Below are 17,421 nucleotides of genomic sequence, written 5' to 3' on the forward strand. Positions count from 1 at the left end.
CGTAAACCGTATCCTGTCCAAGGACGACGCATGGCCGCAAAGCCGGAGTACCGCGACCGCCCGGACGTCGAGGTCGCGCTGCTGGACGCGCTGGTCGACCGCGGCGACGAGGGGATGACGGTGCTGGAGCTTCGCGCGGCCGTCGACGCCGACATCGACGCCGTCGAGGAGGCGCTGTCGGCGCTGAAGGCGGACTCGCTCATCACCGTCGAGAGCGAGGAACGGGTGCGCGTGTACCCGCACGACCGCGTCGTCCCCGACCCCGACGAGGGGATCGACGACGGCCCGGGGACCCTCGTCGACGCCGTCCGCGACCGACTCGGACTGTAGCGACACCGCGCGTTCGAGAGGCCCGCGCGGGAGCGACCGCCCGCACCGAAGCCAGCGACCTTTTGCCGCTCCCCCGACTTCTTACCGGTATGACTCTCGTCTCCGACACTCACGGCGCCCACGGCGCGGCGTACCGCGACCGCGGCGGCCGCCGGGTGGTCGACCACTACGGGAAGCCCGAGCGCGTCGGCAAGGCGGTCCGGAACGTCGTCGGCGCGATCGAGATGGGGTACGGCGTGCTCGCCGTCACGGGCGACGACCGCGTCGAGTTCGTCGATAACGCCGTCTCGAACCGGATCCCGGACGAGGACGGACAGGGCGTGTACGCGCTCCTGCTCGATCCGCAGGGCGGCATCGAGACGGACATGTACGTGTACAACGCGAACGAGCGCCTCCTCGTCTTCCTCCCGCCTGAGCGCGCCGAGGCGGTCGCCGAGGACTGGACCGGCAAGGTGTTCATCCAGGACGTGGCGATCGACGACATCTCCGACGAGCTCGCCGTCTTCGGCGTCCACGGCCCCAAGTCGACCGAGAAGATCGCCTCGGTGCTCGGCGGGCCGGGCGCGCCCGAGAAGCCGCTCTCCTTCGTCCGCGGGTCGATGGTCGACGCCGGCGTCACGGTGATCGCGAGCGACGCGCCCCTCGGCGAGGAGGGGTACGAGGTCGTCTGCGCCGCCGCGGACGCCGAGGAGGTGCTCGACACCCTGCTCAACCGGGGGCTCAACGCGGCCCCGTTCGGCTACCGGACGTGGGACGCGCTCTCCGCCGAGGCCGGCACGCCCCTCTTCGAGTACGAGCTCGAGGGGACGGTCCCGAACGTCCTTGGGCTCCGCAACGCCCTCGACTTCGAGAAGGGGTGTTACGTCGGACAGGAGGTCGTCTCCCGGGTCGAGAACCAGGGGCAGCCGAGCCGACGGCTCGTCGGGCTCGATCTCGACGGCCTCGCCGACGCGACCGCCGAGATCGACGGCGACGCCGACCCGGAGGGGTACGACGAGGTCCTTCCCGCTCCCGGCGCGGCCGTCTTCGACGGCGACGAGGCGGTCGGCGAGGTGACCCGCGCGGCGGTCGGTCCCGCCGCCGGCGACCCGATCGCGCTGGCGTTCGTCCGGTTCGACGCCGATCTCGCCGACCCCACCGTGCGCGTCGACGGCGAGGAGGTCGCGGCGACACGCGCCGACCTCCCGTTCCCCTCCGTCGAGGGGAGCGCTCGGTCTGCCCGGCTGCCGACGTACCCGAGCGACGAGTAATCGTCGCTGTCGCGGTCGCTGTTGCGGTCGGCGGCGCAGCGCGGGTAACTGGGACTTCGGCGGCGTTCGGCGTCGAATCGGCATCGACGATGTATCAGCTATCGGTCCCGCCTCCGTCCGCGTCTCGGTCCAGCCACGAGGTCGCGAGCGACTCGAACGGCCCGGAGTACTGCATCAGCGTCGTCCCGAGGATCGCCATCACGAGCACGTAGCCGACCGCGAACGCGTTGATCGTCTGCGCGACCGCCGGATCGAACGCGCCGGCCTCGCCCGCGGTCACCGCGACCGTCGCGATGATCAGCGAGAACTCCCCGCGGGTGGTCATCCCGAGCGCGACGCGGGTCGACCGGCGGGTGTCCAGGTCGAACGCGCGCCCGGCGAGGAAGCCGGTGACGAGCTTCGTCGGCGTCGTCACGACCACCGCGAGCGCGATCAGCCCCGCCACCCCGCCGAACAGTAGCGGGTCGGTGACGAGCCCGATCCAGAAGAAGAACACCGCCGCGAACGTGTCGCGGACCGGTTCGAGCAGCGTCTCGATCTCGTGGGTGTGCTCCGTCGAGGCGAACGCCATCCCGACGAAGAAGGCCGCGACCGCCTCGCTGACGCCGAGCGCGAGCGCGCCGCCCGCGACCAACACCACGGCCGCGATCGATCGGAGCGCGACGAACTCCCGGTTGGTCGTCTCGACGAGCCGGGAGAACGCGGGCGTGCCGAACCACACGAGAGCCAAGAGGGCGAGGATGAACGCGATCGCGATCCCGACGTCGACGGCGGCCGCGCTCACGTCGCCGCCGCCGAGCGCGATCGCGGACGCGACCGCGAGGTACACCGCGATGAACAGGTCCTCGTAGACGAGGGTGCCGAGCAGCGGCTCTGCCTCGTCGTTGGCGATCCAGCCGAGGTCGATGAGTGACTTCGTGATCACCGCCGACGAGGAGATGTACACGATGCCGGCGATCAAAAACGCCGGGAGGAACGCGCCGAAGACGAGCCACCCGAGGACGAGCCCGACCCCGAAGTTCGCGAGGTCGATCGTCCCGGCGGTGCCGATCTGCGTCCGTCGGGCGAGCAGCCGGTCGAGGTTGAACTCCAGCCCGAGGAAAAACAGGAGGAAGACGATCCCGAGCTCCGCACCGAGCGCGATGAACTCCGTCTCGGGGACGTAGGCGGTTCCGAAGACCGGCAGCGTGACCCGACCGAGCACGAACTCACCGAGGACCATCCCCGCGACGATATAAAAGGGGATCACGGACTGGCCGAGGCGGTCCGCGAGCGCGCCGGCGACCGCGACCGCGGCGAACATGACGCCGACGTCGAGCAGCGCCACTACCGGTCACCTCCGAGACGACCGGCCGACGCGGTCGAGTCGGTCGAGTCGGTGGCGTCTGACCGGCCGCTCATCCGGTGAGGATCTCCTCGAACGCCTCGCAGTCCTCCGGCGTCCCGACCCCGATCAGCGTGTCGCCCTCGCGCAGCGTTGTCTCGGCGCCGGGGCTGTCGATCACCTCGTCGTCGCGCTGGATCGCGACGACGGCGAGCCCCGTTCGATTCCCGATGTCGGCGCTCTCCAGCGTCTCGCCGACGAGCGGGGAGCCCGGGGGGAGCTCGTACCACTCGAGGAGGATGCCGCCCGGCAGCGTCGTTTCCTGGGTGTCCGGCTCGACCGGCTGGAAGTACGCCCCCTCGACGATCGATCCGATCGTCCGGGCGAGGTCGTCGCCGAACTCGAACACCTTCTCGGAGTCGGCGCTCGGGTCGGGGCGGCGGAACACCTCGCGTTTCCCGGTGTTGTGGATGACGACCACCATCTCGCCGTCGTCGAGTTCGATCTCGAACTTCTTCCCGACGCCCGGGAGGTCGGACTCCTTGATCGGCATACCGGAGGTAAACGGGGCCACGATATTAGTACTGTAGCTCGGCGGAGCGCCCTCGGTTCGAAGCGCTACCGTCCGACGGGCGTCTGCCGCGCACCAAACGCTAAGTACGCCGGGTCCGAGGGGACGGACATGTGGCGCTCCCGGAAGAGCCGGGACCGGCGGACGGTGATCTGCATCGCGTGCGGCGACTCCGTGCTGCGGGAGGACGCGCGCGAGTACGACAAGGAGGGTGACCGCTGGAACCGGCGCGACAAGGAGTTCGAGTACCTCTGTACCGACTGCGACGACGAGATCTGTCACCGGCCCCGCGACGGGCTCGAGTCGCTGATCACCTCCATCGAGTCGGACGGGCTCTCCCGCGAGGAGTTCCTCGGCCGCTACGCCGACGCCGTCGCCGACGCCGGCGAGTCGGCCGAGCGCTCCGAACGCGATCGGTAACCCGACCGACACGCCTTCCTGCTCCCGTTCGAAACCGGATCGACGCATGCCCCTCCGCTCGACGCCTCCCGCCTCCCCCGCCCCGCTCCAGACCGCGATCGATCCCCTCCCGACCCTGATCGGCGTCGCCGCGCTGCTCGTCGGCCTCGCGTTCCTCGCCCACGGCGGCCGGGGCTCGCTCGACGCGCTCCGCGTCGCCCGCGCGACCGCGACCGACCCCCGGTCGCTGCAGGCCGGCGACCGGCGGGTGCGGATAACCGGGGTCGCAGACACCGCGACGGCCGCTCACGGCGGATCCGCCGGTGACGAAGATCGGACCGAGACGCTCCCCGCTCCGTTCACCGACGAGCCGTGCCTCTGTTGTACCTACGACGTGTCGGAATACCGCAGCCAGGGGAAGGGCCGGTCGTGGGTGTCGATCGACTCCGGCGAGGCGGGGGTCCCGTTCCGCGTCGTCGTCGACGGCGTCGGGGTCCGCGTCGATCCCGCGGTCGCCGACTTCGCGTTCGGCGTCGACGAGGACATCGAGGTCGCGGCCGACGAGACGCCGCCCGAGCGCGTCCGCCGGTTCACGGACGCGGTGGCGGCGGTCGACAAGTCGGAGACGGGGTGGAAGCTCGGCCCGCTCACCGTCGGAAACGACCCCGAGCGCCGGTACCGCCAGCGCGTCCTCCGCCCCGGCGACGACGTGACGGTCGTCGGCGACGCGACCGCCTTCCCCGACGCCCCGGTCGGCGAGGTGAAAGCGCGGATCGCCGGCGGATCCCCGTTCGTCGTCGGCGACGCGAGCGCGCGGCGGACCGCGCTCCGGCTGGTCGGTCGATCGGCGGTCCCGGTCGTTCTCGGGCTCGTCTCGTTGACGGTCGCGGCGGTCGCGCTCTCGCCGGTCCTCGGTGTCATCACAGGCGCGGTCGCCGGGTGATCCGGCGGACGCCGGCGACGGCCCGCTTCCGGCCGGACGTCGCTCCCTCTCCGCCCCGACAGGCCTTTCTAACGGACCCGCGTTAGTCTCCGTATGTCAGACGACGAGCCGAAACCGGGGTCAGCGGAGGACCAGGGTCCCGTGACGATCACGCCGGAACTGGCCGACCGCCTCGACGAGAAGCGGACGGAGCTGTTCGAGGAGTTCGAGATCCGCGACGAGTTCCCGAGCGAGGTCCTCCGCGAGGCCGAGGCCCGGACCGAGGACGTGTACGAGGAGATCGAGGCCGAGATCGACGAGCGGGAGGACCTCCGCGAGCTGACAACGTGGACCACCGACCCGATCGACGCGCAGGACTTCGACGACGCCATCTCGATCGAGCGGGAGGAGGGCGCCTACCGGCTGTGGGTCCACATCGCCGACGTGACCCACTACGTCACCCCCGACACCGCGATGTGGGAGGAGGCGGTCCAGCGGGCCAACACCGTCTACCTGCCCGACTACACGATCCACATGCTCCCGCCGGTGCTCGCGGAGACCGTCTGCTCGCTCGTCCCGAACGAGGACCGGCTCGCGCACACCGTCGAGATGGAGATCGACGACGAGACGCTCTCGTTTGAGGATATCGAGATTTATAAATCCGTCATCAACTCCGACGAGCGGCTCACCTACAAGGAATGCGAAAACCGGCTTGAGGACCCGTCGCTCCCGCTCGGCGAGGAGAACGAGCTGGCCTTCGAGCTCGCCGACCGGATGCACGAGCAGCGTAAGGAGGACGGCTCGCTCGTGTTGAACCCCCGCCGCGACCGCGCGCACACCATCATCGAGGAGTCGATGCTGAAGGCGAACAAGGCGGTGACGCACACGCTGATGTGGGACCGCGGCGTCGAGGCGATGTACCGCGTCCACCCGCAGCCGACCCCCGACCAGTGGAACCAAGCTTTAAAAGAGATCCAGGAGCTCGACTCCGTCTCCATCCCCGGCGACGCGTGGGGCGACGACCCCCGCAAGGCGGTCAACGCCGCCCTCGAGGAGTCGCCCGGCCGACAGCTCAACAAGATCCAGCGGGCCGTGCTGAAGGTGATGCCGCGCGCGAAGTACATGAACGACCCGTTCGGCGGTCACCACGCGCTCAACTTCGACATCTACGGCCACTTCACCTCGCCCATCCGTCGGCTCTCGGACACGATCAACCACTGGATCGTCCACGAGAACGACGTGCCGGAGAACCTCATCGAACTCTGCGACCACGCCAGCGATAAGCAGAAAGACGGCGAGACCGCCGAGCGGCTTTATAAACAGTTCCTCCAGGAGGTCGGACTCGATCCCCACGCCGTCAACAACCGCGGCGTCGAGATCGTCGAGGACCCCGACGAAGCGAAGCACTCGGTGTAAATCGGCGACGTTCGTCGCTTTTGCCCCCTCTCAGGACCGCACCTCGCCGACTTCGGAGACGGTCGCGGCCCCGCACGCCGGACTGGCTATATCCCCGCCGTGTACAGCAGCAGCACGACGGCGACGAGCGAGACGAGCAGGATCCACCCGACCATGATAATCCCCATCTGACGGTGCGTGAGGTTCTGGCCCTCAAGAATTTCGGAGATGCCCATACGACGCCAAACTGACTCGGAGTATAAAAGCGGTCTGGGTCGCGGGACGGCGTGTCCCCTCACTCGACCACACCCGTGTTTCCGTCGCCAGACGGCGAAGTGATGACGCGACCGCCGCTTTCACTCGGATCGCGGATCTTCTTCGTTTCGCTTTTGTTGGTTTGAAACGACACAGACAGCTCTCCTTCTCGCCGCCTGGGTTCCTTCGGAGAAACGAATAAAATGAATGGACTCGCGGGGATTTGAACCCCGGGCCTCTTCCTTGCGAAGGAAGCGATCTGCCGCTGATCTACGAGCCCGCACCCGAAACCAATCGCCGTTCGTATTTGTACCTTACCTTTCGGCGAGCCGCACGCGGGTGGTTCCCACTCCGTGCTGCGTTCGCACCCGCCCCTCACTCGTTCCGCCCGCTCAACGGCGTCACAGCTCGCGACGACGACCGCCGATACCGACGGGGTTAGGTATCGCGACGCACGAGGATCACTTGACTGCGAGGGAATCCGATCGACGGAGTCCACTGCAAACCCAATTAACGTTTCTGGAATGCATCTCACTTCCGTTACTCTTTTGCGTGCGGACGGCCCAGATCGGAGTATGGCAGAAGCGACGTCGACGGCGGACCCCGACCCGGCCGCGATTGCGGCCCTGAAACACGTCGGGCTCGTCGGCGGCCTGACCGAGACGAAGGTGTCGTGTGCGGCGCTCGGCGACCGGCTCGACGCCTCGACGCAGACCGCCTCTCGGCGGCTCCAGACGCTCGAATCGGCGGGGTACATCGAGCGCGACGTGGTCGGCGACGGCCAGTGGGTGCGCGTCACCGACGCGGGCGAGGCGGCCCTCCGCGCCGAGTACGCCGACTACCGCCGCCTGTTCGAGACCGACGTGGAGCTCGTGCTCCGCGGCGCGGTCACCGGCGGAATGGGCGAGGGGCGCCACTACATCACCCTGCCCGGCTACGCCGACCAGTTCCGGTCGCGACTGGGCTACGAGCCGTTCCCGGGCACGCTCAACGTCGACCTGAGCGAGGAGAGCGTCCGCCGGCGCGGCGAGATGGCCGGCATCGACGCGGTTCCGATCGACGCGTGGGAGGGAGAGGACCGCACCTACGGCGCGGCCTCGTGTTACGGCGTCACGCTCGTCGCGGGCGACGAGCGCTACGAGGAGGTCCACGCGATCGTCCCGGACCGCACCCACCACGACGACGACCAGCTCGAGCTGATCGCCCCCGAGCGGCTCCGCGACGCGCTCAACCTCGACGACGGCGACGGAATCGAGGTCCGCGTGGCCGCCACGAGCCGGGCGGACGCGCCCGAGGGCGAGGCGGAGACGGAGACGGAGGTCGCCTGATGCGCGCCGACGCCGACGCCGAGGGTGACGCCGACGCCGCCGGGTCCGCGCCGGACGCGGCGGTCGACCCGGTCGAGCGCGCCCTCGACGCGTTCCGCGCGGGCGACCCGGTCTGCGTCCACGACTTCGCGGACCGCGAGGGCGAGACGGACATCGTCTACCCGGCCGGCGCCGTCGACGAGGCCGCCGTCGCCCACATGCGCAACGACGCGGGCGGGCTGATCTGCGTCGCGGTCGCGGACCACGTCGCCGACGCGTTCGGGCTCCCGTTCCTCGCGGACGCGCTCGACCACCCCGCGGTCGACGACGACCCCGAGTACGACGACCGCTCCTCGTTCTCGCTGCCCGTGAACCACCGCGAGACGTTCACCGGGATCACCGACGAGGACCGCGCGCTGACGATCGTTGAACTCGCGAGCGCGGCCGCCGCCGTCGACGCCGATCCGGGAGAGTACGGCCCCGAGGACTTCGCCGCGGAGTTCCGCGCCCCCGGCCACGTCCACGTGCTGCGCGGCGCTCGCGACGGTCTACGCGGCCGGACCGGGCACACGGAGCTCGGGCTCGCGATGGCCGAGGCGGTCGGCGCCGCGCCCGCCGCCGTGGTCTGCGAGATGCTCGACGACGAGACGGGCGCCGCGCTGACGCCCGCGGACGCCGAGGCGTACGCTCGCCGCCGCGGGATTCCCTACGTCGAGGGGGCCGCGCTCGTCGAGGCGCTCGAGTAAGCGACGTCCGTGCCGTGCGGTGGCGCGCCCCGGTGCGAGGGAGTCGCGAGCAGAGAGGGACCTCCAGTCCCTCATGCAGCCGGCGCGCAGCGCCGGCGACGAAGCGAGCGACGAGGCTGGGGAGGCGTGAGGTGCGGTTGCAGTGCGGATGGGTGGGACTCAAAGGGGCAGTCGCCGGCGGCTGCGCCGCCGGCTTCCAGAGGCGCGAAGCGTCTCGCTGCCGCGAGGACGAAGCACGGCGCAGCAAGCCGCGCGAGTCGTCGACGGCTGGGGCTTTGGAGGAATTCGTCGTCGGTACGCTATCAACTATTTATAAGTAAGCGGCTGGGGCGTTGGAGCTCTCACCATTGATCCGCCAGTTACGATTTATAAGCAAACGGCTGAAAACTCGGAGACATCCCGCGGGACCAGCACCGAGGTGGAAACCCAACCCCGAACATCGATCCGACACCGACCGTTCCGGAAGCCCCCGTCCGGTTGTTACAGTTTTAAGCCCGCCGACCGCAACCTCCGGGTATGGGATTCGACGAGATGGACGTCGACACGATCTGGAAGAACGGTGAGTTCCTCGACTGGGAGGACGCGACGACTCACGTTCTGACGCACGCGCTCCACTACGGGAGCGGCGTGTTCGAGGGTGTCCGCTGTTACGACACCGAGCAGGGACCGGCGATCTTCCGGTGGGACGAGCACCTCGACCGGCTGTTCGACTCCGCGAAGATGTACGACCTCGACATCGAGCACTCCCGCGAGGAGATCACCGAGGCGACGCTCGAACTGCTCGACCGGCAGGATCTTGAGTCGTGTTACATCCGGCCGATCGCCTACTACGGCTACGACTCGCTCGGCGTCTCGCCGAAGGAGTGCCCGACCGATCTGGTCGTCGCCGCGTGGCCGTGGGGCGCGTACCTCGGCGAGGAGGCGTTAACGGACGGCGTCGACGTGATGGTCTCCTCGTGGCGGAAACACGCCTCCTCGCAGGTGCCGACGAACGTCAAGACCACCGGGCTGTACGTCAACTCCATGCTGGCGGGCGAGGAGGCCCGCCGCAACGGCTACGTCGAGGCCATCGTCCTCAACAAGGAGGGCAACGTCGCCGAGGGGCCGGGCGAGAACATCTTCATGGTCAACGACGGCGAGATCTACACCACCGGCCTCGCGCAGTCGATCCTCCAAGGGATCACCCGCGACACCGTCATCGAACTGGCGGAGGAGCACGGCTACACCGTCCACGACGAGGCCGTCATCTCTCGGGGCCAGCTGTACACCGCCGACGAGCTGTTCTTCACCGGCTCCGCGGCCGAAGTGACCCCGATCCGCTCGGTCGACGACACGGAGATCGGCGCGGGCACCCGCGGCCCGGTCACCGAGGAGCTCCAGAGCGCCTTCTTCGATCTGGTGGAACGCCGGACCGACGACCACGACGACTGGTTCAAATACGTCTAGACGGGTTCTTTCCGCCGTTTTGAACGATTTTTCTCCGATATGTTGGGTCGCTTCCCCCGCGGGTCTCCCTTTTTCCCGCCGCGATTTCCGCCCCGATCAGTCGCCGTCGCTGCTCCCGTCGGTCGACGGGCGCTCGGACTCGCCCGGGGTCCCGTCGGTGCGGACGCCGCCGACGCCGCCGGGCTTGCCGGTGGTCCCCTCGGGCGGGCGCTCCTCCTCGACCGGGACCTGATGCGCGGACTCGGCGAAGCCGGCCGAGAGGACGCGCGTCATCCCCTCTTCGACGGTCTCCCCGGTTTCCTCGATTCGCTCCGGCTCGACCTCGATGACGAAGCCGGTGGTGATGTTCGGCGCGGTCGGCATGAACAGGACGATCTTCCCGTCGCGGGTCTTCTTCCCGGTCCGGAACGCGGTCATGCGGATCCCCGGCCACGTCTCGATGTACACCGGGCTCTGGAGCTCGTCGGTCCCGGAGACGGCCGTCTCGATCGCGAGCTTCGAGGCGTTGTACACCACGCGCAGCGCCGGAATCCGGTTTATCGCGCCGTCGACGGCCGACTCCGCCAGCCGGCCGAGCGTCGTCCGCATGAAGTAGCCGACCGCGAGGACGACCGTCGCGAACACCGCCAACGCGATGATCACCCTGGACACCGGCTCGAGGGGCGCGGGAATGATCGCCGGCTGGAGCCCCTCGATAAGCGGGATCGACGCGATGTACCGGTAGATCCACTGGAGGACTAAGAGCAGCACCAACAGGGGGGCCAGCACGATGAGACCGCTGGCGAAGTCGCGTTTCCACGTGGACATCTATCGAGTCGATATGTGACGGCGACCCTTAAGAGGGCTTCTACGGGACCGCACGGACGCGGTCCCTCGGCTCGCGGGCGGGCGCCCGCGACGGTCGCTCACCGCCCGACCGCTCACGATCCGATCGCTCACTGCCCGACCACCGCCCGCAGCGCGAACGTCAGGTTCTGTCTGCGCTCGCGAACCCGCCGGTAGAAGTACGAGAGCCACTTGGTCCCGTAGGGGGCGTACTGGGCCACGTCGACGCCCTGCGCGGCGAGGTCGCGCTGGGCGTCGTCGCGGACGCCCATCAGCAGCTGGACCTCGTAGCCGGTCCCGTGCTCCCGCGCGAGCCGGTCCGCCAGCGAGATCATCTCGGGGTCGTGGCTGCCGACGGCGACGCCCCGGTCCCGGCCCTCGAACAGGAGGCGGAGGTCCTCGCGGTACGCCTCGTCGACCCGCGACTTCTCTTTGTAAGCGATCGACGCCGGCTCGTCGTACGCCCCCTTCACGAGCCGGAGCTTGCCCGGCACGTCGAGGAGCCGGTCGAGGTCCTCGCGGGTGCGCTTGAGGTTCGACTGGACGCACTGGCCGACGCTCCACGGGTACTCCGCGGCGATCGACTCGAAGGCGTCGAGCGTGGCGTCGGTGGTGTCGGCGTCCTCCATGTCGCACCAGACGAACGCGTCGAGCTCGTGGGCGCGGGCGACGATCTCGCGGTAGTGCTCCTCGAAGAGGGCGTCGGACACGTCGAGTCCGATCTGAGAGGGTTTCACCGAGACGCAGGCGTCGAGCCCGCTGTCGGCGATGTCCGCCAAGAGCGCGAGGTACGCGTCGGTGTCCGCGCGCGCGTCGGCGGGGTCGTCGTAGTGCTCGCCGAGCAGGTTCAGGATGACGGCGACGCCGTCCTCGTTGCGCGCTCGGGCGTGTTCCAACGCTTCCGGGACGCTCTCGCCGGCGACGAACCGCCGCGCGATCGGAGGGATCATACCTCCCACTCGCGGCGGTAGCGACTTCACTGTTGCCGACGCGGCGGGCTTCTGGATCGGCGGTCGACCCCCGGACGTCGCCGCGATCCGGGATTTATATAGCCCAGACGGGCGAGAGTCTGGTATGATCGGTTCGCTCGTCGCGACCGCGTTCTGGGCGATGTTGCCCGCCTACGTACCGAACAACGCCGCGGTGCTGGCCGGCGGCGGCCGCCCCATCGACGGCGGCCGCGAGTGGCGCGGCGCCCGCCTGCTCGGCGACGGGAAGACGTGGCGCGGGACCGCTGTCGGCACCCTGACCGGGGTCGTCCTCGCGCTCGCGCTCAACCGTCTCGCCGAGCCCGCGAGCGCCGCGCTCGGCGTCGACCTCCCGACGTTCGCGCTCCCGGCCGCGGTCGCGCTCGCGTTCGGCGCGATGTGCGGCGACATCGGCGCCTCCTTCCTCAAGCGACGGTCTGGCCGGGAGCGCGGAGCGGCGTTTCCGGGGCTCGACCAGCTCGACTTCGTCGTCGTCGCGCTCGCGGCCGTCTTCGTCGTCGACACCGACTGGGCGCTCGCGGTGTTCACCCCGTCCGTCCTCGCGGTCGTCCTCGTGATGACGCCGATCCTCCACGTCGTCACGAACGTCGGCGCCTACGCGCTCGGGCTGAAGAACGAGCCGTGGTGAGCGCGCCGGGGCACGCGTCGCGGTGACCGCTTCGCTTCCTCGCCCCTCGTTCACACGGCACATCCGCTTGCTGTAGGTTTTTGCGCCGACGGGCACAACCGATCGATCGATGACTCCAGAACTCGACGAGATCGACCTCGACACCGTTCAGCTCGGCCGAACCGGCCTCCGGACGAGCGAGTTCCAGCTCGGCACGTGGCGGTTCGGCCGCGTGACCGAGGCGGGCAACGTGGAGATCGACGAGGCCCGCGCCCACGAGCTGCTCGACGGGTACGAGGCCGCCGGCGGCCGGTACGTCGACACCGCCGACGTGTACGGCGGCGGCGACTGCGAGCGCTGGATCGGCGACTGGCTCGCCGAGCGCGACCGCGAGCGCTACACGATCGCGTCGAAGGTGTACTGGCAGATCCGCGACGGCGACCCGAACAGCCGCGGCACGAACCGCAAGAACGTCCGCCACCGCGTGGACGCCCTCCTCGACCGGCTCGGCACCGACTACCTCGACGTGCTCTACATCCACCGGTGGGACGACGAGACGCCCGCCCGCGAGCTGATGAAGACGCTCAACGGGCTCGTGGAGTCCGGCAAGGTCCACTACCTCGGCGCCTCCACGCTCCGCCCGAACGCGTGGAAGGTCGCCCGCGCCAACGAGATCGCCCGCAACGAGGGCTGGGAGCCGTTCACGGTGCTCCAGCCGCGCTACAACCTCGTCGACCGCGAGGTCGAGGGCGACTACCTCGAGTTCGCGCGCCAACGGGACCTGGCCGTCTCCCCGTGGAGCCCGCTCGGGCAGGGGTTCCTGACCGGGAAGTACGACCGCGACGAGGACCTCCCCGAGGAGTCGAAGGCCGCCGAGTCGAGCCGCTTCCAGGAGGCGTACCTCACCGAGGCGAACTTCGACCTCCACGACGAGCTCGACGCCGTGGCCGACGAGGTCGACGCGACGCCCGCGCAGACCGCGCTCGCGTGGCTCGCCCACCGCGACGGCGTCACCGCGCCCATCGTCGGCGCGCGCACGACCGACCAGCTCGCGGAGAACCTCGCGGCCGCCGCGATCGATCTGTCCGACGAGCAGGCCGACCGGCTCACCGCCGCGAAGCCCGGCCCGTACGACGGGCTATAGGGCGCGCCGTCAGTCCCCGTTCTCCGACCGCTCCGCTTCGTCCGACCGCTCCGCTTCGTCCGACCGCTCTCCATCCTCCCCCGTCGCTTTCCCGTCCCTCCGGTCGCGCTCTCTCGCCGCCGGATCGCGCTCCGCGGGGTCGCCGTACCCGCCGCCGCCAGGCGTCCGGACCGTCACCGTCGTCCCCGGCTCCACGTCGACGGTCGCCTTCGCGGAGACGGGCTCGCCGTCGATCAGGTTCTCGCCGAGCGCGCCCGGCTCGCCGCCCTCGCGACCCGCGGGCGCGCGTCGGCGCCGCTCGGTCAACAGCGAGACCGTCGCCGCGGTCTCGACGCGGACGCTCCGTTCCAGTCCGAGCCCGCCACGATGACGCCCGTCGCCGCCGCTGTCGGGGCGGAGCGCGTATCGCTCCACCCGGAGCGGGTAGGCCGCCTCCAGCGCCTCGACTGGCGTGTTGAGCGTGTTCGTCATCCCGACCTGCACGCCGTCCATCCCGTCGATGTCGGGACGCGCGCCGAACCCGCCGCCGATCGTCTCGTAGTAGGTGAACGACTCTCCGGCGTCGGCGTCGCGGTCGCCGACGCGCTCGCCGTCTCCACTACCCTTGCCGCCCCCACCGCGGTTCCCGATCGTGAGGTTGTTCATCGTCCCCTGCCCCCCGGCGGTCACCCGGTCGGGAGCCGCCTCGCCGAGCGCCGCGAGCACCACGTCGACCGCGCGCTGGCTCGTCTCGACGTTCCCGCCGACGACCGCCGCCGGCGGCTCGGGGTTCAGGATCGATCCCTCGGGCGCCGACACCGACACCGGCTCGTAACAGCCGTGATTCGGCGGAATCGACGGGTCGGTCACGCAGCGCACGGCGAAGTAGACCGCGCTCTTCGCCACCGCGAGGGGAGCGTTGCAGTTCCCCGCGACCTGGTCGGCGCTGCCCGCGAAGTCGACCGCGAGCGACCCCCCGTCGATCGTCACCGCCGCGCGGATCGGGATGTCGGCGTCGGTGACGCCGTCGCCCTCCAGGGCGTCTTCGGCCTCGTAGGTCCCGTCCGGAAGGTCCCGGAGCGCGGCGGCCGTCCGCTCCCGCGAGTAGTCGATCACGGCGTCGAAGGCCGCTTCGAGCCGATCGCGACCGTGTTCGGCCGCGAGGTCGCGAAGCCGCTCTCCCGCTCGCTCGTTGGCGGCGAGTTGCGCCTCGAAGTCGGCGCGGCGCTCCGCCGGGTTCCGCACGTTCGCGAAGATCAGGTCGAAGGTGTCCTCGACCCGCTCTCCCCCGTCGACGAGTCGGATCGGCGGGACCCGGAGGCCCTCCTGGTAGATCTCGCGGGCGCCGGCCGGCATGCTTCCCGGGGTCATCCCGCCCACGTCGGCGTGGTGGGCGCGGGAGACGGCGAAGCCGACCGCGTCGCCGCCGAGCGCCAGCGGCGAGACGAGCGTCACGTCCGGGAGGTGCGTCCCGCCCGTGAACGGGTCGTTGAGGACGAACACGTCGCCGGGCGCGGGCTCCCGCTCGCGGACCGCCGCGACCGCCTCCGGCATCGCGCCGAGGTGGACCGGGATGTGCTCCGCCTGCGCGACCATCCGCCCGTCGGCGTCGAAGAGGGCGGTCGAGCAGTCGCGCCGCTCCGTGATGTTCGGGGAGTACGCCCCGCGGGTCAGCACCGTCCCCATCTCCTCGGCGACGCCCTCGAGCTGGTTCCGGAGGACTTCGAGCGTCACCGGGTCGATAGCGCGGTTCGAGCCGTCCGCCCCGCCGCCGCCGGTCACCGCTCGTCACCCCCGGCCGCTCCCTCGGACCCCCCGGTGCGCTCCAGCGCCACCGTCCCGTCCCGCCGGACGCGACCGCCCCACCCGGGCGGGACGACGGTCGTGCTCTCGGTGCCCGCGAGCACCGCGGGACCGCCGAGAGCCGCTTCGGGCCCGAGCGCGTCGCGGTCGTAGACGGTCGCCTCGACCGCGCCGGCGTCGGAGAAGACGACCTCGCGAGCCCCCCGCTTCGCGTCGGGCGCGCCGGTCCGCGAGACGACCGGGGGATCGACCTCGACCGTCGCCGCGACTCGGAGCGTGACCGCCTCCACCGCGGCGTCGAGCCGGTAGCCGTAGGCCCGCTCGTGGGCCGCCGCGAAGCGCTCGGCGAGCGCGGCGGGGGCGGGCGGCGCTCCGGGGTCGGCCGCCCCGTCGCTCCCGCCGCCACCCGCGTCGACGGTCAGCTCGAAGCTCTGGCCGGCGTATCGGCAGTCGGCCGCCAGCTCGACCCGCGCCGCCTCGGGTTCGGAGGCGTCGGCGAGGACGCGGTCGGTCAGCTCCGCGAAGGCGTCACCGAGGTCGCCGGCGGTCGCCGCTCCCTCGCCGGTCGACTCGGCGAGGGTGAGCCGGACGGTCCGGGCCGCGTCGTGGGTCTCGTCGGCCGCGAGCAGCCCGTACGCCGACAGCACGCCGGCCGGCCCCGGGACGAGCACGCGCTCCATCCCGAGCCGGTCGGCGAGCGCGGCGGCGTGCATCGGCCCCGCGCCGCCGAAGGCGACGAGGTCGAACGCGCGGGGGTCGCGGCCGCGCTCGACGGTCACCGACCGGATCGCCCGCGCCATCGTCGCGTTGGCGACGCGGTAGACGCCGCGGGCGGCGGCGGCGGGAGCACCGAGACCGTCGTCGCCCTCGATCCCGGCCGCGTCGGCCAGCCGTTCGAGCGCCTCGCGGGCGGCGTCGACGTCGAGCGCGAGGTCGCCGCCGAGCGCCGCGTCCGGACCGATGTAGCCGAGGAGTACGTCGGCGTCGGTGACCGTCGGGTCGGTCCCGCCCGTCCCGTAGCAGGCCGGCCCCGGCTCCGCCCCGGCGGACTCCGGGCCGACGCGGAGCGCGCCGCCGGCGTCGGTCCACGCGATCGACCCGCCGCCCGCGCCGACCGTCTCCACGTCGACCGTCGGGGTGCGGAGGGGGACGCCGGCGATCGTCGTCTCCGCGGCCCGCTCGGCGCGCCCGTCGCGCACGAGGCTCACGTCGCTCGACGTTCCCCCCATGTCGAAGGTGACGGCGGCTGCGGAGGAGGTAGAGGAGGCGCCGTCCGGCTCCTCCCCGCCGAGCGTCGCGCCGCCCGCGACCGCGGCCGCGCCGACGACGCCGGCGGCGGGTCCCGAGAGCACCGTAGTCACGGCGCTCTCACGGACCGTCTCCGCGTCGGCGACGCCCCCGTTCGAGCGCATCACCCGCGGCTCGGGGAGCCCGAGGTCCTCGGCGCCGGAGACGATCCGCCCGAGGTAGTCGTCCAGCTCCGGGGTCAGGTAGGCGTCCGCGGCGGTCGTCGCCGTGCGCTCGAACTCGCGGAACTCCGCGAGCACGTCGTGAGACGCGGAGACGGGGACCTCCAGCTCCTCGCGCAGGAGTTCGGTCACGACGGCCTCGTTCTCCGGGTGGGCGTACGCGTGCAGCAGCGAGACCGCGACGCTCTCGGCGTCGCTCTCGGCGATCTCGTCGGCCAGACCGCGGACCGACTCGGGGTCGACCGGTCGCTCGATCCCCTCGGTCGTCGCGCGCTCGTCGACCTCGAACCGACGCCGCCGAGGGACGAGTGGGACCGGCTTCTCCGCGTCGAGATCGTAGAGGGCGGGGCGGGTCTGCCGGCCGATCTCGAGCACGTCGCGGAAGCCGGCGGTGGTCACGAGCGCGGTCCGGGCGCCGTCGCGTTCGAGGAGGGCGTTGACCGAGACCGTGGTCGCGTGCGCGAAGGCGCCCACGTCGGCGGGATCGATCCCGGCCGCGTCGCAGGCCTCGCGGACGCCGTCGAGGACGCCAGCGTGTTGGGGGGTCGTCGTCGGCACCTTCGCGGTCGTGAGGTCGCCGTCGACGACCAGCGCCACGTCGGTGAACGTGCCGCCCACGTCGACGCCGAGCCTGACGGGGTGGCTGTCGTCGCCCATCCT

At 70.9% G+C, this 17,421-nt stretch carries 17 protein-coding genes and 1 tRNA gene; 10 read left to right on the forward strand and 8 right to left on the reverse strand.

Annotated elements, in window-relative coordinates:
- The first annotated feature begins 30 nt into the window (after nt 1-30).
- Both C469_RS06780 and ygfZ read left to right on the forward strand, forming a co-directional pair.
- On the forward strand, nt 31-330 hold the full coding sequence (locus C469_RS06780) for a DUF6432 family protein (protein ID WP_008005032.1): 300 nt from the start codon (nt 31-33) through the stop codon (nt 328-330).
- 89 nt (nt 331-419) lie between these two features.
- Complete coding sequence (gene ygfZ / locus C469_RS06785; protein WP_008005034.1) at nt 420-1,580, forward strand: CAF17-like 4Fe-4S cluster assembly/insertion protein YgfZ; 1,161 nt, start codon at nt 420-422, stop codon at nt 1,578-1,580.
- A gap of 94 nt (nt 1,581-1,674) precedes the next feature.
- Here the strand turns inward: ygfZ and C469_RS06790 are convergent, their stop codons facing one another.
- A complete protein-coding gene (locus tag C469_RS06790) occupies nt 1,675-2,907 on the reverse strand; it encodes a cation:proton antiporter (protein WP_008005035.1) in 1,233 nt (410 codons plus the stop codon).
- A 70-nt stretch (nt 2,908-2,977) separates the two neighbouring features.
- A complete protein-coding gene (locus C469_RS06795; protein ID WP_008005036.1) occupies nt 2,978-3,457 on the reverse strand; it encodes a cation:proton antiporter regulatory subunit in 480 nt (159 codons plus the stop codon).
- A gap of 129 nt (nt 3,458-3,586) precedes the next feature.
- Here C469_RS06795 and C469_RS06800 point away from each other — a divergent pair, with 129 nt between their 5' ends.
- The 3 genes from C469_RS06800 (at nt 3,587) to C469_RS06810 (ending at nt 6,212) form a co-directional block, all read left to right on the forward strand.
- Nucleotides 3,587-3,895: a DUF7562 family protein gene (locus C469_RS06800; protein WP_008005037.1), complete on the forward strand. Its 309-nt coding sequence runs from the start codon at nt 3,587-3,589 to the stop codon at nt 3,893-3,895.
- 46 nt (nt 3,896-3,941) lie between these two features.
- Nucleotides 3,942-4,817 (forward strand): hypothetical protein, encoded by an 876-nt coding sequence (locus tag C469_RS06805; protein ID WP_008005038.1) that lies wholly within the window; start codon nt 3,942-3,944, stop codon nt 4,815-4,817.
- Between the two features lie 93 nt (nt 4,818-4,910).
- Nucleotides 4,911-6,212, forward strand: a complete 1,302-nt coding sequence (locus tag C469_RS06810) for a ribonuclease catalytic domain-containing protein (RefSeq protein WP_008005039.1) — start codon at nt 4,911-4,913, stop codon at nt 6,210-6,212.
- Nucleotides 6,213-6,298: 86 nt separating this feature from the next.
- Here the strand turns inward: C469_RS06810 and C469_RS17610 are convergent, their stop codons facing one another.
- Both C469_RS17610 and C469_RS06815 read right to left on the reverse strand, forming a co-directional pair.
- Nucleotides 6,299-6,427, reverse strand: a complete 129-nt coding sequence (locus C469_RS17610) for a hypothetical protein (RefSeq protein ID WP_008005040.1) — start codon at nt 6,425-6,427, stop codon at nt 6,299-6,301.
- 227 nt (nt 6,428-6,654) lie between these two features.
- Nucleotides 6,655-6,726, reverse strand: a tRNA-Ala gene (locus tag C469_RS06815).
- A 295-nt stretch (nt 6,727-7,021) separates the two neighbouring features.
- Between C469_RS06815 and C469_RS06820 the strand changes: the two genes are divergently transcribed.
- From C469_RS06820 to C469_RS06830, 3 genes are all read left to right on the forward strand, one after another.
- Nucleotides 7,022-7,774, forward strand: a complete 753-nt coding sequence (locus tag C469_RS06820; protein WP_008005041.1) for a DUF120 domain-containing protein — start codon at nt 7,022-7,024, stop codon at nt 7,772-7,774.
- The gene (gene ribB, locus C469_RS06825; protein WP_008005042.1) at nt 7,774-8,499 is read left to right on the forward strand and encodes a 3,4-dihydroxy-2-butanone-4-phosphate synthase; all 726 of its coding nucleotides are present in this window, start codon (nt 7,774-7,776) and stop codon (nt 8,497-8,499) included. Before C469_RS06820 ends, ribB begins: the two co-directional genes overlap by 1 nt.
- Before the next feature lie 516 nt (nt 8,500-9,015).
- The gene (locus C469_RS06830; protein WP_008005043.1) at nt 9,016-9,945 is read left to right on the forward strand and encodes a branched-chain amino acid transaminase; all 930 of its coding nucleotides are present in this window, start codon (nt 9,016-9,018) and stop codon (nt 9,943-9,945) included.
- Nucleotides 9,946-10,041: 96 nt separating this feature from the next.
- Here the strand turns inward: C469_RS06830 and C469_RS06835 are convergent, their stop codons facing one another.
- Nucleotides 10,042-10,752 (reverse strand): DUF502 domain-containing protein, encoded by a 711-nt coding sequence (locus C469_RS06835; RefSeq protein ID WP_008005044.1) that lies wholly within the window; start codon nt 10,750-10,752, stop codon nt 10,042-10,044.
- Nucleotides 10,753-10,880: 128 nt separating this feature from the next.
- Complete coding sequence (locus C469_RS06840) at nt 10,881-11,720, reverse strand: proline dehydrogenase family protein (protein ID WP_008005045.1); 840 nt, start codon at nt 11,718-11,720, stop codon at nt 10,881-10,883.
- Between the two features lie 124 nt (nt 11,721-11,844).
- On the opposite strand from C469_RS06840, the gene C469_RS06845 reads away from it, so the two are divergent.
- Both C469_RS06845 and C469_RS06850 read left to right on the forward strand, forming a co-directional pair.
- The gene (locus C469_RS06845; RefSeq protein ID WP_008005046.1) at nt 11,845-12,387 is read left to right on the forward strand and encodes a CDP-2,3-bis-(O-geranylgeranyl)-sn-glycerol synthase; all 543 of its coding nucleotides are present in this window, start codon (nt 11,845-11,847) and stop codon (nt 12,385-12,387) included.
- 109 nt (nt 12,388-12,496) lie between these two features.
- Complete coding sequence (locus tag C469_RS06850) at nt 12,497-13,510, forward strand: aldo/keto reductase (protein ID WP_008005047.1); 1,014 nt, start codon at nt 12,497-12,499, stop codon at nt 13,508-13,510.
- A gap of 9 nt (nt 13,511-13,519) precedes the next feature.
- Here the strand turns inward: C469_RS06850 and C469_RS06855 are convergent, their stop codons facing one another.
- Both C469_RS06855 and C469_RS06860 read right to left on the reverse strand, forming a co-directional pair.
- Nucleotides 13,520-15,271 carry a hydantoinase B/oxoprolinase family protein gene (locus tag C469_RS06855; RefSeq protein WP_008005048.1) on the reverse strand — a complete coding sequence of 584 codons (1,752 nt, stop codon included), beginning with the start codon at nt 15,269-15,271 and terminating at the stop codon, nt 13,520-13,522.
- Entirely contained in the window at nt 15,268-17,418 is a 2,151-nt protein-coding gene (locus C469_RS06860) for a hydantoinase/oxoprolinase family protein (RefSeq protein ID WP_008005049.1), read from the reverse strand. Before C469_RS06860 ends, C469_RS06855 begins: the two co-directional genes overlap by 4 nt.
- Nucleotides 17,419-17,421 lie beyond the last annotated feature (3 nt).

This window comes from Halorubrum lipolyticum DSM 21995 (assembly GCF_000337375.1).
Taxonomy (GTDB): domain Archaea; phylum Halobacteriota; class Halobacteria; order Halobacteriales; family Haloferacaceae; genus Halorubrum; species Halorubrum lipolyticum.

Coding starts and splice junctions, on each gene's coding strand:
- C469_RS06780 (WP_008005032.1), top strand. CDS start 31: ATGGCCGCAAAGCCGGAGTACCGCGACCGCCCGGACGTCGAGGTCGCG.
- ygfZ (WP_008005034.1), top strand. CDS start 420: ATGACTCTCGTCTCCGACACTCACGGCGCCCACGGCGCGGCGTACCGC.
- C469_RS06795 (WP_008005036.1), bottom strand. CDS start 3,457: ATGCCGATCAAGGAGTCCGACCTCCCGGGCGTCGGGAAGAAGTTCGAG.
- C469_RS06800 (WP_008005037.1), top strand. CDS start 3,587: ATGTGGCGCTCCCGGAAGAGCCGGGACCGGCGGACGGTGATCTGCATC.
- C469_RS06805 (WP_008005038.1), top strand. CDS start 3,942: ATGCCCCTCCGCTCGACGCCTCCCGCCTCCCCCGCCCCGCTCCAGACC.
- C469_RS06810 (WP_008005039.1), top strand. CDS start 4,911: ATGTCAGACGACGAGCCGAAACCGGGGTCAGCGGAGGACCAGGGTCCC.
- C469_RS17610 (WP_008005040.1), bottom strand. CDS start 6,427: ATGGGCATCTCCGAAATTCTTGAGGGCCAGAACCTCACGCACCGTCAG.
- C469_RS06820 (WP_008005041.1), top strand. CDS start 7,022: ATGGCAGAAGCGACGTCGACGGCGGACCCCGACCCGGCCGCGATTGCG.
- ribB (WP_008005042.1), top strand. CDS start 7,774: ATGCGCGCCGACGCCGACGCCGAGGGTGACGCCGACGCCGCCGGGTCC.
- C469_RS06830 (WP_008005043.1), top strand. CDS start 9,016: ATGGGATTCGACGAGATGGACGTCGACACGATCTGGAAGAACGGTGAG.
- C469_RS06835 (WP_008005044.1), bottom strand. CDS start 10,752: ATGTCCACGTGGAAACGCGACTTCGCCAGCGGTCTCATCGTGCTGGCC.
- C469_RS06840 (WP_008005045.1), bottom strand. CDS start 11,720: ATGATCCCTCCGATCGCGCGGCGGTTCGTCGCCGGCGAGAGCGTCCCG.
- C469_RS06845 (WP_008005046.1), top strand. CDS start 11,845: ATGATCGGTTCGCTCGTCGCGACCGCGTTCTGGGCGATGTTGCCCGCC.
- C469_RS06850 (WP_008005047.1), top strand. CDS start 12,497: ATGACTCCAGAACTCGACGAGATCGACCTCGACACCGTTCAGCTCGGC.
- C469_RS06860 (WP_008005049.1), bottom strand. CDS start 17,418: ATGGGCGACGACAGCCACCCCGTCAGGCTCGGCGTCGACGTGGGCGGC.